The sequence below is a fragment of the Paenibacillus sp. P4_E11 genome, from assembly GCF_056401635.1.
In genome coordinates this window covers 21,155-35,427 of the sequence record NZ_JBFUIX010000047.1, presented here as the reverse complement: position 1 = coordinate 35,427, position 14,273 = coordinate 21,155, and the positions used below count along the sequence as shown (strand labels likewise).

The window sequence follows — 14,273 nt, the reverse complement described above, 5'->3', positions numbered from 1 at the left end:
GGAACGCCGCGAAAGCAGTGGTGGAGGCTTAGTGACGTAGCACGTGGGAGCGTCAAGTAACATTTTGAATACGGAAGGACATAAGGAGGGCTCGACGATGCCTAGAAAGATACTTTTCAGAGGGAAGACGCTGCGCGAACAGGGCATGCTGCCCGCTGGCAGCTGGATCGAGGGAGGCTACTACCGAGACGACTGCTATGGGGGATGCCCGGAGGGTAAGCACTATATTGTCATATGGAACAGCTTCGGGCTGGGCTTCAATGAGCTGATCGAGGTGGACGGCTCCACCGTCGGACAATGGATCGGCCAGGGGCGGATATTCGAACACGACGTTCTGTGCAGTCCGCGCGGCGGGACGGGGGTCGTCAAGTTCCACCCTTCGTGGTGCGCATTCTACTATAGTGTGCTCCAAATCAAAAATGAGGATGGGGAGATCGTACCTGCAATGGGGTCTATGCCGTTCTGGAACGAACTTCCCAAATACGAACGAATCGGAAACATTCATGATAACCCTGAATTACTGGACGTTACGAGAATTACAGGGTGATTTTAGTAGTCTCAAAGGATGTGACAACCATGGAACTAGATATTTCCTTCGGCAAGCACCGGGCCGATACGAACTGGAAACCTGAATACTTGTCGTGGGAAGAGTTCGTCGAGCGGCTGCGGAAAGTGCGCCGGACGGACGAAACCATGGCGAAATATGACGTGATGAGTGTGCCTGATAAGGGTAAAGCGAAGGATGGGCCTGCCTTCGTTGGCGGGCTCGTCCGGGGCGGTCGCAGGAAGAAGGAGAGCGTCGACACACGCAGCCTGATCACGCTGGACGTCGACCGGGCGGATGACGGCTTCCTGTTCGCCGTGGAGCTCGTCTTGGGCGGCACGGCCTACGTGATCTACTCGACGCACAGCCATAGGCCAACCAAGCCTAAGTACCGCCTGATCATACCTACTGATCGTACCATGAGCCCGGACGAGTACGCGGCTGTTAGTCGGAAGCTAGCTGAGCAGATTGGGATCACCTACTTCGACAAGACGACGTTTCAGGTCCATCGGCTCATGTATCTGCCCAGCTGCAGCAAGGACGCACCGGAGCCTGTGCTTGAGGTCTACGAAGGTGACCCGCTCAGCGTTGATAGCGTGCTAGCCGAGTACGACGACTGGCAGGACGTCATGGCGTGGCCGCGTCATCCAGAGGATAAGTCCCCCGCGCAGCTAGCTGCAAAGCGTGCGCAGGACCCGCGAGAGAAACACGGCACGATCGGACTATTCTGCCGAGCGTACGACATCGAGACGGGCATCGATACCTTCCTAAGTGAGGTATACGTCACCGGGACGATGCCAAACCGCTACACGTACACGGGGGGCTCCAGTGGTAACGGGTTGGAGGTTTATCCTGATCAAGATCTCGCGTACTCGCACCAGGACAGCGACCCCGTGGCTGATGGCCGGACGTATAACCTATTCGACCTTATCCGTGTTCATAAGTTCGGTCATCTGGACGAGCGCGTGAAGGAGTTTACGCCGGATGCGAAGAAGCCCAGTCACGTCGCCATGGAGCATTTTGTTGTGGGGCTGCCGGAGGTCAAGCGATTGAAGATGTCGGAGATTCAAGAGTCGTTCGTCGACATGGACATGGATGAACCGGCAGCCGAGGACCCGGAGCCCGATGACAAATGGAAGGAGAAGCTGGCCTTTCATCATAAGACTAATGATCTTCTCCCGACGGCGGGCAACGTGGAGCTCATTCTGTCCTATGACGTATGGCGCGGTGTGCTCGCATATGATGCCTTCGGTAATGCCGAGGTCATCCGCAAGCCACTACCTTGGCGGGATAGGGAACGGCCGCACAAGGAATATGAGCCGTGGCTTGGGGCGGACGATAAGCGCCTCCAGCATTGGTTCTCTAAGGTCCATGGGCTAAGGGCGGCAGCGACGATCCAGAATGCATTTACTGAGGTTGTCCATATGAATAAATTCCATCCGATCAAGGCGTATATTGAGGATTTTAAATGGGATGGCATGTCGCGGATCGAGCGCGTGTTCATCGATTACTTAGGCGCGGAGGACAGCCATTATGTCCGTCAGGTGACGCGGAAGATGTTGCTGGCGGCTGTTGCACGACTCTATCGTCCAGGGTGCAAGTTTGACGAGATGCTGGTTCTTGTGGGGCCGCAGGGGGCTGGTAAGAGCTCGCTGCTGGCAAAGCTAGGCCGGGACTGGTTCTCAGATAGTCTGCGGACGTTTGAGAATAAAGAGGCCGGGGAGCACCTACAGGCAGGGTGGATCTTCGAGATCGGCGAGCTGAGCGCTATGAAGAAGTCCGAGGTGGATGAGGTCAAGGCGTTCTTGTCCAAGACTGAGGACCGTTATCGGGTGGCCTATGATCGACAGGTGTCGGAGTTTCCGCGTAAATGCGTCTTCTTCGGTACGACGAACACCCGGGACTTCTTGCGGGATGAGACGGGGAATCGTCGTTTCTGGCCCGTAGACGTGGACCCGGGGAAGGCGATGCTAAGTCACTGGGACCATCTCACGGAGGACGTAGTGGGGCAAATCTGGGCGGAGGCGCTTTACCTATTCAAGGCGGGGGAAACCTTGGCACTGGATCGGGATGCCGCCGAGACAGCGAAGCTACATCAAGCGTCACATCTTGAGATCGATCCGCGTGAGGGACTCATCCAGGAGTGGCTGGAGAAGACGGTTACGGATGAATTTGGAGGCGATCCGTATTATCACAAACGCGTTTGCGCCGCTAAGATTTGGGCCGAGTGCCTTGGCGGTAAAATAGGCATGATGCAGAAATGGGACGCACGGGATATTTGCAACATGATGCGCCGCATGCCAGGGTGGAAAGAGCTACCGGGACGTGTCCGCGTGTCGGATTATGGGCAACATACCGCGTTTGACAGGATAAGCATTAAAAATGTTTGATGCATCTAATGTATCACCCTGTGAATCATCATGATGCTACAAGAACGCAGTATAAGATTTCATGTAGCATCATGAAAAACCCAATAGTGACAAGGGTTCACCGGATGCTGATACCAATGATACATTAACTTTCTTTTATATTAGATAATTTATATTAACCACGTATAGGGGATAGGGAATATAGGTTAAACGCATATACGTCTATACGCGTGCGTGTAGAATCATCACTCAGGAGGTGACCCATGCGGGAATCCACACTGGAACGAAGACTGGTCAGACTCGTCGAAGAGCTAGGAGGCGAGGCGCCGAAATGGGTATCCCCGGGGAACAGCGGAGTGCCTGATCGACTCGTCATTCTCCCCGGCGGTCGCACGGTATACGTCGAGATGAAAGCACCAGGTAAGTTGATGTCGCCACTGCAGGAGCGATGGGCTCGAATCCTAGTTGGCTTAGGGCATCGGCATTACAAGATTGACTCGAACGATGACATTGATAGATTCATAGCCGAGGTGAAGAAACGTGCCGATTAAAACGATATGCACACAATGCAGCAAAGCGATGACGGTTAAACCTTATAAGGCGACCCGGAACACATTTTGCAGTAGAGAGTGTTCCTATCAACATAAAGCAAGAAATCAGATCAAAGCGTTGTGTTTCCGTTGCGGCAAATCAATCAAGAAGCCGCCTTCAAAAACTAGCGACCGACATTTCTGCAGTCGAGAGTGTAATCTTAAAACAATGAATGCAGAACTAAACCCTACAAGAATGATTTTTGAGACCCGTGCAAAGCTTCGAAGTGCCAGACTTGGTAAGGGAGAAGGTAAGTCTTATCCTAAGCTTTTCGGTCGACACTTGCATAGGATCGTTGCTGAAATAAAGATTGGCCGGAAATTGAAACCTGGTGAAGTTGTTCATCACGAAAACGAGAACAAACGAAACCCAAGCCCAGAAAACCTTCGAGTCTTTTCATCCCAAAGTGAGCATGCCACATGGCACGCCGAGAAGAATCGGGGTGATGCCGAATGAAGTTCATCCCTCACCAATATCAGGAGTACGCTACACAGCGAATATTGGATACGCCTTATATAGCGTTGCTGTTAGAGATGGGCTTAGGTTAGCAAAACGGTATCCACGCTGACGGCAATAGACCTTTTGCTGAACGACTACTTCGAAGCGGAGCGTGTATTAGTCATCGCCCCTTTACGGGTGGCGGATGACACATGGGCCCGCGAAGTTGGGAAGTGGGACCATCTGCGGCACATGCGGATATCAAAGGTTCTGGGAAGTGCGGAGGTCAGGCGTAGGGCGCTGAAAACTTCAGCGGACGTTTATGTGATCAATCGTGAGAATGTCGAATGGCTGGTCGGCGAGTACGGCAGCAAGTGGCCGTTCGACATGGTGGTCATAGACGAATCTAGTAGCTTCAAAAACCCTCAGGCTAAACGGTTTAAGGCGCTGCGACGTGTGCGGCCAATGATAAAACGGTTAGTTGAGCTTTCCGGAACACCGGCGCCGAATGGCCTTGAAGACTTATGGGCCCCGAGCTATTTACTGGATCAAGGCGAGCGGTTGGGTAAAACGATAACTGGATTCCGTGATCGGTATTTCACCCCCGGCGCCCGGAGTGGTCACGTTGTTTACGACTGGAAAGCCAAGAAAGAGTCCGAGGAACGGATTTATGCCGCGATCGGCGACATCGCGGTCAGCATGAAAGCGGCGGATTGGTTAGAACTCCCGGAGCGCATTGACCTGGCGGTGCCGATCAAATTGTCACCGCAGGCAGAGGCGTTGTACAAGAAGCTGGAGCGTGATCTGCTGTTGCCATACCAGGACGCGGACGTTGTAGCGAACACCGCAGCCGTTTTGAGTAACAAGCTGTTGCAGATGGCCTCTGGTGCCGTATACGACGAGGACCGGGGAGTGAAGCTGATCCATGACGCCAAGCTGGACGCATTAGAAGACATCATCGAAGCTGCACAAGGCAAACCTGTCATGGTGTTTTATAACTACAAGCATAGCCTGTCCCGGATCCAAGAACGGTTCCCACAAGCGCGGGTCCTGCGGAAAGGCAAAGACGGTAATGAGGACATCCGCGCTTGGAACAACGACGAAATAACACTTTTACTGATTCATCCGAAGTCAGCCGGCCACGGCCTGAACCTTCAGGAGTCGAGCTGCCAGACACTTGTCCCCTTTGACCAGATTTGGAGCCTTGAGGAGGATCAGCAGATGATTGCGAGAGTATACCGTCAAGGGCAGACACGGCGAATTATGGTCATGCGGTTGGTAACCGAGGGGACGATGGATGAAGAGGCCGTCGACGCACTGGAACGGAAAGCAGCCGGGCAAGACGCCTTGATGGATGCAGTCAAAGCCAGAATTGAGAGGGTGAGAGGATAATGCATTATTGCAAAGTACCTGAGTGTGCTAAAGTCGCGACCGAGAAATGGGCTACCGTACCCATTTGTCACAAACACTATGACGAGATCGCCGACGAGACTGATAGATATTATGCAAAACGAATCCAAGCGGACGAACGAGAGACGTATTTATCGATTCGGAGATTTACGCCTTGGGGCAGGATCTCAGAACGGAAAGCTGCGAAAAGGAGCTGAGGTGAATGTCTACTTGGGTCGACAAGCTTATCCGAGAGTATGCATCAGGGAAGCGGCAGCTGGTCGCCTACCGGAAGACGCTAGAGGAGCGAAAGTTAGAAAGCCCGGATATGGAAACCGACGAGGAGATTGAACGGGTCGACGGCATGATCTCGGACCTGAAGTACAGCATGGAGTACATGCGGACTGGTCGGCGACCCGGAGCGACAAGGGGCTATGATTCATCCGACGCTTACCGCTACGCTGAGCTGAGGGACATGGATCTTATTCCGGCATTGGATCTCTCGATCCAGGATCTACCGCCTAGAGAGATCACGGCTGACCAGAAGATAATGCTGATCAACGTATTGCTTAAGTTGTCCAGCCGTGAGCGGCAATGCTTCTTGCTTCATACTGTTCAGGGAATGAGCTGGGCCGAAATCGCTAAGGAATTGAACCTATCTAAGAACTCGGTGCAGAAATATATTGAGAGAGCAAGAACCAAGACACAGCAAGCGATCTGAGCGATTTTGTCGTGCGGTTGTCGTGCGATTTGCCCTATATAATAAGGGGATGAAATCCGACTCCGGACCGCGATGAGTATCGCAACATGAACGCCGGGCACGATTGGATGGACCCAACATAACAGCGAGTCGTCACCCTTGTGGCGGCTCTTTCTGTTAGACAAAGAAAAAGAGTCCCGGGATGCTTTCCCTGAGACTCTCTCATCCGGTGCTTCCGGATAATTCAATGTTAATGCGCAGGCAAACGAGTATCAATATGGTATTGAATAAATAGGAAATATAGCCTACGGGGGTGGTCCAAATGGCATTGACACGGAGGTGAAGACATGCCAAGTAAACCGAAGCGGCCGTGTGCAGCGCTGGGTTGTAGGGAGCTAACATCAGAACGTTATTGCCCGGTGCACGAACAGGAACATCGGCTTGAGCGAGAGCGAGCAAGAGGGTCTGCACACCAGCGCGGGTATACCAAGCGTTGGGCTAGATACAGCAAGTGGTTTCTGAGTCAGCCGGAGAATGTATTCTGCAAGCTGCAGTTCGATGGCTGTAGCAACCTTTCAGCATGCGTGGATCACATCGCCCCTGCTGAGCCGAACACGGAGAAGTTCTTCGATCCAGCTAACCATCAAGCAGCTTGCATCCGGTGTAACAGCATCAAGGGACGTAGGCATATGGTCGGACAAGGGAAGCCATTCGAGGCGAACACGAGAGGGTGAACAGCGTGACATACGAGCAGTTCATGGAGAAGAGTAAAGCGCCGGTTGATATCGAGGCATGCGAAGCAGCGATATCCCGTGCGGCAAAGGGCCGCATAATAATGCGAATTCCTGCACGGATCGACGATGACGATATTCTTTTGTCTAGAGCGATCAAAGAACTCGAGCGGCTGCGAGAGCTAGGGGCAGGGCTTGATCGAACAGCAGTACTCAATGCGTTTGGAGCGTCACCTGAAATGCTTCAACAAGTTCAACCATCGGTTGATGAACAGTATGATGAGTTCATTAAGGCAAATCCGACAATCCGACAATGCTTCACCGCAATGAAGCGCGAAAGTGTATAGCTAGGGGGAGGGGGGTCAAAATCCTTGAAAACCGGGTAACAGAGACCGCGTCCCCACATTCGCGCGAATTTTTTTCGTTTTTTGAGATTTTTAGGAGTTTGAGTGGTGGCGGAATAGGTAGACGCTTATAACACTAAGGCTGACGGTGGCGGTTAATCCGCCACGGTGCGGATGCAGTTATGCAAGGTTCAAATCCTTGCCCACTCATATATCTTTGGTCGCTCACCTGAGCGGCTTTTTCTTTTGCGAAGGAGGTGAGCCCTTATGCCAGGGCGGAACGCGAAACCGATCGGACTGCACCTCGCCGAGGGCAACCCGAACCGATTAACGAAAGAAGAGATCGAGGCACGGAAAGCGGCTGAGGTGAAGCTCGGGGAGAAGGACCTTGCCAAGCTGAAGAAGCCGACATTTGTCGTAAAGGACAAAGCGGCCGCCAAGCTTTGGAACGAGCTTATCAAGGAATACAAGTCTGCTGCCAAACAGGGTATCGAGCTCCTGACTAGCTCGGACATCGGTATGTTGGCGATGTACTGTAAGACGTTCAGTGAATATGAGAAGCTGCTTGTCCAGTATCAACGGATCGAGAACATCGTCATTGACGAAGACGTGCTTCATGAGTTTATCGACGGCGCGGTTGTCGCGGATCAGGTGAACTATAAGGCCCTCCAGTATCTTTCACAGCTCGCCAGCCTCGAGGGAATCCTGAAAATCGAGACGGCGATCAACAAGAAGATGGACATGCTTCTGAAAATGCAGGATCGGCTCTTCCTCAACCCATTGGCTAAGGTCAAAAACGTGCCGAAGCCGAAAAAAGAGGAAAAGAAGTCCGCGATGGCACAGTTCATGAACAAGCGAGCGGGCGGCCATGGTACATGATCCGCAAAGAGCACTGGAACCTATTGAATTCTTGGGTATGTTGCATGCCGTAGATGACTTTTACGGCCTACCATTTAACGTGCTCAATTGGCAGCATGATATCCTGTGGGACGTTTACGGCACGGTAAACAGCTATGGATACCGGCAATACCGATATGCGTATCTCGAGATCCCGAAGAAGAACGGGAAAACGTCTCTTATTGCTGGGTTGGGCCTTTACCACTTGTCTTGTGACGGGCCCGGTGGGCAAATTTACTGTTGTGCGGCCGATCGAAAACAGGCGACGCTCGTTTATAACGCAGCCGTTGCAATGATTGACCAAGAACCGGAACTCCAGGCGATCTTGAAGGTCACAGACAGCCGTAAGGAGATCAAAAATACGGTCACCGGCACGGTTATGACGGTCCTATCGGCAGAAGCGTACACCAAGCACGGTATTAACCCGACGGTTGTCATCTTCGACGAGCTTCACGCCCAGCCGAAGCGCGATCTGTGGGACGTTATGACATTCGGCGCGGGCGCGGCACGTAAGGAACCGCTCTGGTGGGTCATCACGACGGCCGGCGATGACCCAGACCGCAACTCAATCGGCTGGGAGATCCACGAGAAGGCCCGGAAGATTGCAGCTGGGGAGCAAATCGACCCATACTGGTATGTCAAGATCTACGGTGCACCGGATGATGCGGACATCTACGACGAATCCATATGGTACGAGGTAAATCCAAGCCTTGGGCACACGATTAGCATTGAATCCGTAAGGCAAGAGGCGCTTGCAGCTCGCAACAGCGAAGCTTCAGAGCGTCTTTTTCGTTGGCTTCGACTTAACCAGTGGGTATCACTCAAGCGTATTGGTTGGCAACCGCTCACGCTGTGGGATCAGACGGTAGGCAAATGGTCGCTCGCGGATTTGGTCGGGAAAAAGTGTTATCCCGGTTTAGATTTATCGAGCACCACGGATATCACGGGTGCAGTGTATCTCTTCCCGCCCCAGGAAGGCATTCCAGACTGGCGATTCATCCATGACGCATGGATCCCTGAAGACAACATGAAGGATCGCGCAAATCGTGACCACGTGCCTTATGTACGCTGGGTGGACCAGAAGTTCCTTCATGCCACGCCAGGTAACGTCGTTGACTACGACTTCGTAGAGGCCAAGCTGCTAGCCGCCAATAAGCAATACAAGATAGCAGCACTCGGGACGGATCCATGGAATAGCCGGATGCTGACACAACGCCTCATGCGGGAAGGTGTCAACGTCGTCGAGATCGCCCAAAACATGGCGCAGATGTCGCCGGCGATGAAGACAATCGAGCGCTTCATGAAGTCCGACATGTTGACGCATGAGTTCAATCCGCTGGCCCGCTGGTGCTGGGGGAATGTTGTTGTGGCCGTGGATGGTAACGAGAATATCAAACCAATGAAAAACAAATCAGTCGATCGGATTGACTTGACCGTAGCACTGATCAATGCCATGGCGACCGCGATGCTGTATGAAAACATGGAAGTGTCAGTCTACGAGGTTCGTGGCATGCGCAGCCTGCTGTAGGAAGGAGGTGTCCAATGAATTTTTTCCAGAAAGCTCGGCTGCTCTTTTCAAATAGCTTTGACGAGATGGTACAGCAATTTCTTATTGGCGAGGATGTCATAAACGTCCCAGCTGGAACCATGAGCACTACCGCCGCAATGAAGTATACGGCGGTTTTTTCATGTGTTCGTGTCCTTGGAGAGACGGCTGCGAGCGTCCCGGTCATGCTCTATCGTAAGAAACCGGACGGTGACCGCGAGACCAGCACAGACCTTGCCTTATACGACATCTTGCACAACAGACCCAATGACGAAATGAGCCCTTTTAATTTTAAAGAGATGTGCATGGCTGCTTTGAACCTTGGGGGGAACAGCGTCAGTGAAAGGTTAGTTGATCGGAGCGGCAACTTGGTTGGACTTTACCCTTATCAGTGGCAACAGGTGGCGATTGACCGGGATCCCGCGACAAAGCGACTGCAATACAAAATCAGCTCATCTACTCGGACCGTTGCCAAGACGCTCTATCGTAACGAGGTATTTCACATCCCAGGGATGAGTCTTGACGGCATTGTAGGGCTATCACCCATATCCTATGCGGCATCCGCGATACGCCTAGGAACATCGTACGAACAATTTGGAGTGAATCTCTACCAAAACGGGGCATTCCCGAGCGGGGCATTTTCGTTCGAAGGCATATTATCAGATCCGGCTTTTCAAAGATTGAAAACGGACTTGGATCAGAATTACACGGGGCTTCGAAAGACAGGTAAGCCGATGCTCCTTGAACAGAACGGGAAGTTTACACCGTTTATTATCAATCCGGCAGACGCTCAACTTATCGAAAACAAGAAGTTCCAGATCGAGGACATTGCTCGGATTTATCGAATGCCTCTCCATCTCATTCAAAACCTAGATCGGGCGACGAACAACAACATCGAGCACCAATCGCTCGAATTTGTGATGTATACGATGTTGCCCTGGTTCAAGCGCTGGGAAGAAAACATCAACATGCAGTTGCTGACGCCAGCAGAACGTCGAGCCGGCTATTATGTCGAGTTCAAGATCGATGGATTGCTTCGCGGGGATGCTAAGAGCCGCGCCGAGTCTTATGCTCTTGGCCGTCAATGGGGCTGGCTATCCGTTAACGACATCCGTCGACTCGAGAACTTGAGTCCGATCCCGAATGGTGACATCTACCTAGAGCCTATGAACATGATCGAGGCAGGCAAGAACAACCAGAATCAGACGAAAATGCTTGCAGAAGAGATATTTAAAATGATTAACGAAGGGAGGATGACCGCGTGAAATTCTGGAGCTTTAAGAATTTGAGCGATGAAGATGCCGAATTGCGCATCGAAGGTGAGATCATCGACGACGGCTGGGCATGGATATACGAATGGTTTGATGAGCCGTACGCGGCCCCAAACTCATTCCGTAAAGCTTTGTCTGAACACAAGGGAAAGAACATCACGGTGTGGGTCGATAGTTGGGGCGGCGATGTTTTTGCTGCCGCTGGCATCTATAACGCACTGAAGGAGCACAAAGGCAAAGTGACCGTCAAAATTGACGGCAAAGCCGTTTCCGCCGGATCCGTTATTGCGATGGCAGGCAATGAAATATTGATGTCTCCTGCCAGTATTCTCATGATTCATAACCCTTGGTCGCGTCAAGCTGGAGAGGCGAAGGATATGCGCCACACCGCCAATGTGCTCGACGAAGTCAAGGAGACGATTCTCAACGTCTACCAGGCTAAAACAGGCCGTACACGCGAGGATCTCTCCAAAATGATGGACGAGGAGTCCTGGATGAGCGCTCAGAAGGCAATTAACGAAGGTTTTGTCGACGGAATGCTTTACTCTGAGCAGCCAACTTCGAGCGAAACCGTCGTCAATTCGTTTTCGCTTAGTCGTATGGCCATCATGAACAGTGCAGACTCCACCATGACGCGATTTTTCGAGCATTGGCAGAAAGTGCAGGCTGGAAAAGGCGCCCCGTCACCAACGTCCGTCCTACCCGAAGAATCCCCAGCTAACAAGCGGGTTTTCGATATACAAAGGCGCGTAAATGTACGCGAAAAACAATCCAGGAGGTATTCACAATGAAACTAGCCCAACTTTTGGCCAGACAAACCGCGCTGCTGAAGGATATGCGTGCACTGGCCGACAAAGATGCAATGGCGGAAGCAGACATCGCAAGCTACGATGCGATGGAAAAGGAGTACGACAATAACGAAAAGCAGATCGCCATGCTGCAGAAGCAAGCGGAGCGCGAAACAAGCGCAAAGGCTCCTGTGAATCAACCAGTCCTCGACTCCGTGAACGAGCCCATGCCGAAACCGTACAAAAACTTTGTCGAGCAGCTTCACGACGTTAGGAATGCAGCGCATGGACGTGTATCGGACAACCTTATGACCGTTCACAATGCGATGGGTGGTAGTGTAGGCGTCGGGGCAGACGGTGGATTCGCCGTTCAAACAGACTTCGCAGGCCTAATGATGGGATCTGCAGCAAAGGCCGGTAATATCTTACCTCTTGTCGATAGTTACGAAGTCACAGACGGCTCTGATTCCGTGAAGTGGGTGGATATTGACGAAGACGACGTCAGTCAATCCGTCTTCGGCGGCGTGAAGGTGTTCTGGGCTTCTGAAGCAGCAGCGGTTGCAGCCTCAAAGCCAAAGTTGAAAGAACAAAAGCTCGAGCTCGAGAAGCTTATGGGCCTAGCGTATGCAACATATGAGCTCAATAGCGACTCTAGCTTCATCAATACACTTTACACCCGGGCATTCGAGTTGGCGATTCAGCGTTCACTTGAAGCGGCAATCGTATCCGGTGACGGTATCGGTAAACCGATCGGATTCCTGAACAGTGGCTCACTAGTTACCGTGGCTAAGGAGAGCGGTCAAGCAGCTGGGACGATCAAATGGGAGAACTTGTCCAAGTTGTATCATCGGATTTTGAATAAGTCCAACGGAGTTTGGCTTATGCATCCAGACGCACAAGAACAACTCGATTTCTTGAGCTTCCCGATTGGTACAGGCGGTGTTCCTGTCTATCTGCCTGCGACTCAAACAGGCCAGTTGGACACACTTCGTGGCCGCAGCATCGTTGAAAGCGATCACTGCTCAGCACTCGGTACCCAGGGCGACATTAACTTCGTAGACCTGTCGCAGTACATGCTCGCATACAAAGGTGGCGTGGACGCTGCTACTTCCATCCACGTACAGTTTTTAACGGCTGAAAATTGCTTCCGCTTCATCTTCCGCGCAAACGGTATGCCGAAGCAGAACAAGAAGCTGACGATCAAGAACTCTGCTAATCAACGGAGTTCACTCGTGACCCTGGTAACACGGTCCTAAATTAATCCGATCTATCAATCAAAGGAGGAATATTTCCATGATCACCACAATCTCTGAACGTTATCGCTCCCGGGTCGTCCTGCCTCCGCAGACGACCGCAGCCGGGACACAAGCTTATCTGGCCCCGACACCTGGAGTCATGAGTCTTACGCTACGGGCAGTCATCAAGATGGGCAATGCGGCTGACCTGCAGCTCGACTTGAAATATGCAGATGATGCAGCTGGTACCAACGCTACAGCGTACCCCGTCAATGTCCCGATTTACAAAAATGGAGTCCGCCAAACAGATGCAAAGTCGATTACCGTCGCAGATGACACAGGCAATTTCATTGTGGACTTCTGCGTCGACCCAGCCACGATCCCGAGCGGAAAGCTCGTCGGTTTGAATTATGCAACCAGCAATGCTGCTAACTTACTCTCGGTTGAGCTGATCGAAGATGTGGCATACAGGCCTACTCCGTAAAAGCGAGGTGATCCGGCATGGCCGGCTTGAAAGTGATTACGCCTCCAGCTGTCGAGCCGGTTACGCCTGCGGAGGTTTTGAAGCAATTACGGCTCGAAGCTGATGACGAATCCCTGGACCCGAATCTTGTTATAGCGGCTCGCGAGGCATGCGAGGGGTACCAGAATCGCGCGTACATCACACAGACGCTGGAGCTTGCGCTCGACTCGTGGCCGTGTGGCAGCGTGATCGAACTCGAGCGACCGAAGCTGCAGAGTGTAACCTCCCTCGTCTACACCGACAAAGACGGCGATGCTACAACCTGGGCGTCGTCTAACTATGTCGTTGATGATTACTCGTTTGTCGGACGCCTCGTCAAGACACGCGGGGTGAGTTGGCCGTCCGTATGTCTGTCTCCCGTTAACGGAGTCAAGGTCCGATACGTGGCTGGCTATGGTGACACAGCCGAAACGGTCCCCGCGAAGATCAAGCAGGCAATCACGTTGTTGACCATGCACTGGTACGAGCACGGCATGTGCGACCCTCCTCCGGCGGTGCTCTCTTTGCTGCAGCAAGACAGGGTGGTGCCGGTATGAGCTGCTATGGTTGCAACGAGAACAAGAAAGAGCCGACGCTGGCAGAGCGCCTTAACAAACGTGTGACGATTTTGCGTCAAACAGACGTAGTTGACGGCTACGGCCAACCTCTCGACGTCTGGATTGATGTCGCCACGGTATGGGCGGCCATTGAACCGCTTCAGGGCAGGGAGTTATTCGCGGCCAAGGCCGTGAACGCCGAGGTCACGACGCGAATCCCGATCCGCTACCGTGATGGGATCGACCGGACCATGATTGTCCGATACAAGGAAAAGGGTCATCCGAAGTTCGCTGAATTCGAGATTCTTTACTCGATCGATCCGGAGTTCCGGCATGAAGAATTGCAGCTCATGAGCAAGGAGCGGCAGTAG

15 protein-coding genes and 1 pseudogene are annotated in these 14,273 nt (G+C 52.5%); all 16 read left to right on the top strand.

Translation table 11 applies throughout. The features are described 5' to 3' along the window. Positions 1-97 precede the first annotated feature (97 nt). Complete coding sequence (locus AC1DWB_RS18325; protein WP_477542527.1) at positions 98-547, top strand: YopX family protein; 450 nt, start codon at positions 98-100, stop codon at positions 545-547. 29 nt (positions 548-576) lie between these two features. Next, on the top strand, positions 577-2,934 hold the full coding sequence (locus tag AC1DWB_RS18320) for a virulence-associated E family protein (protein ID WP_477542526.1): 2,358 nt from the start codon (positions 577-579) through the stop codon (positions 2,932-2,934). A gap of 242 nt (positions 2,935-3,176) precedes the next feature. Continuing rightward, positions 3,177-3,464, top strand: coding sequence for a VRR-NUC domain-containing protein (locus AC1DWB_RS18315; protein WP_477542525.1), 288 nt, complete (start codon positions 3,177-3,179; stop codon positions 3,462-3,464). 28 nt (positions 3,465-3,492) lie between these two features. Beyond that, on the top strand, positions 3,493-3,960 hold the full coding sequence (locus AC1DWB_RS18310) for an HNH endonuclease (protein WP_477542547.1): 468 nt from the start codon (positions 3,493-3,495) through the stop codon (positions 3,958-3,960). After that, a pseudogene (locus tag AC1DWB_RS18305) lies at positions 3,957-5,334 on the top strand (SNF2-related protein). Before AC1DWB_RS18310 ends, AC1DWB_RS18305 begins: the two are co-directional and overlap by 4 nt. Before the next feature lie 220 nt (positions 5,335-5,554). Then, positions 5,555-6,052, top strand: coding sequence for a sigma-70 family RNA polymerase sigma factor (locus AC1DWB_RS18300; RefSeq protein ID WP_477542524.1), 498 nt, complete (start codon positions 5,555-5,557; stop codon positions 6,050-6,052). A 326-nt stretch (positions 6,053-6,378) separates the two neighbouring features. Then, positions 6,379-6,765 carry an HNH endonuclease gene (locus AC1DWB_RS18295; protein ID WP_477542523.1) on the top strand — a complete coding sequence of 129 codons (387 nt, stop codon included), beginning with the start codon at positions 6,379-6,381 and terminating at the stop codon, positions 6,763-6,765. Next, positions 6,762-7,109, top strand: coding sequence for a hypothetical protein (locus AC1DWB_RS18290; protein WP_477542522.1), 348 nt, complete (start codon positions 6,762-6,764; stop codon positions 7,107-7,109). Before AC1DWB_RS18295 ends, AC1DWB_RS18290 begins: the two co-directional genes overlap by 4 nt. 264 nt (positions 7,110-7,373) lie before the next feature. Continuing rightward, entirely contained in the window at positions 7,374-7,985 is a 612-nt protein-coding gene (locus AC1DWB_RS18285; RefSeq protein WP_477542521.1) for a P27 family phage terminase small subunit, read from the top strand. Next, complete coding sequence (locus AC1DWB_RS18280) at positions 7,975-9,531, top strand: terminase large subunit (RefSeq protein ID WP_477542520.1); 1,557 nt, start codon at positions 7,975-7,977, stop codon at positions 9,529-9,531. The genes AC1DWB_RS18285 and AC1DWB_RS18280 overlap by 11 nt, the downstream gene beginning before the upstream one ends. A gap of 14 nt (positions 9,532-9,545) precedes the next feature. Beyond that, positions 9,546-10,814, top strand: coding sequence for a phage portal protein (locus AC1DWB_RS18275; protein ID WP_477542519.1), 1,269 nt, complete (start codon positions 9,546-9,548; stop codon positions 10,812-10,814). Further along, positions 10,811-11,611 (top strand): head maturation protease, ClpP-related, encoded by an 801-nt coding sequence (locus AC1DWB_RS18270; RefSeq protein ID WP_477542518.1) that lies wholly within the window; start codon positions 10,811-10,813, stop codon positions 11,609-11,611. The genes AC1DWB_RS18275 and AC1DWB_RS18270 overlap by 4 nt, the downstream gene beginning before the upstream one ends. Next, a complete protein-coding gene (locus tag AC1DWB_RS18265; RefSeq protein WP_477542517.1) occupies positions 11,608-12,864 on the top strand; it encodes a phage major capsid protein in 1,257 nt (418 codons plus the stop codon). The genes AC1DWB_RS18270 and AC1DWB_RS18265 overlap by 4 nt, the downstream gene beginning before the upstream one ends. Positions 12,865-12,901: 37 nt before the next feature. Further along, on the top strand, positions 12,902-13,327 hold the full coding sequence (locus AC1DWB_RS18260; protein ID WP_477542516.1) for a hypothetical protein: 426 nt from the start codon (positions 12,902-12,904) through the stop codon (positions 13,325-13,327). A 17-nt stretch (positions 13,328-13,344) separates the two neighbouring features. Then, the gene (locus AC1DWB_RS18255) at positions 13,345-13,902 is read left to right on the top strand and encodes a head-tail connector protein (protein ID WP_477542515.1); all 558 of its coding nucleotides are present in this window, start codon (positions 13,345-13,347) and stop codon (positions 13,900-13,902) included. Beyond that, positions 13,899-14,273, top strand: a complete 375-nt coding sequence (locus AC1DWB_RS18250; RefSeq protein ID WP_477542514.1) for a phage head closure protein — start codon at positions 13,899-13,901, stop codon at positions 14,271-14,273. The genes AC1DWB_RS18255 and AC1DWB_RS18250 overlap by 4 nt, the downstream gene beginning before the upstream one ends.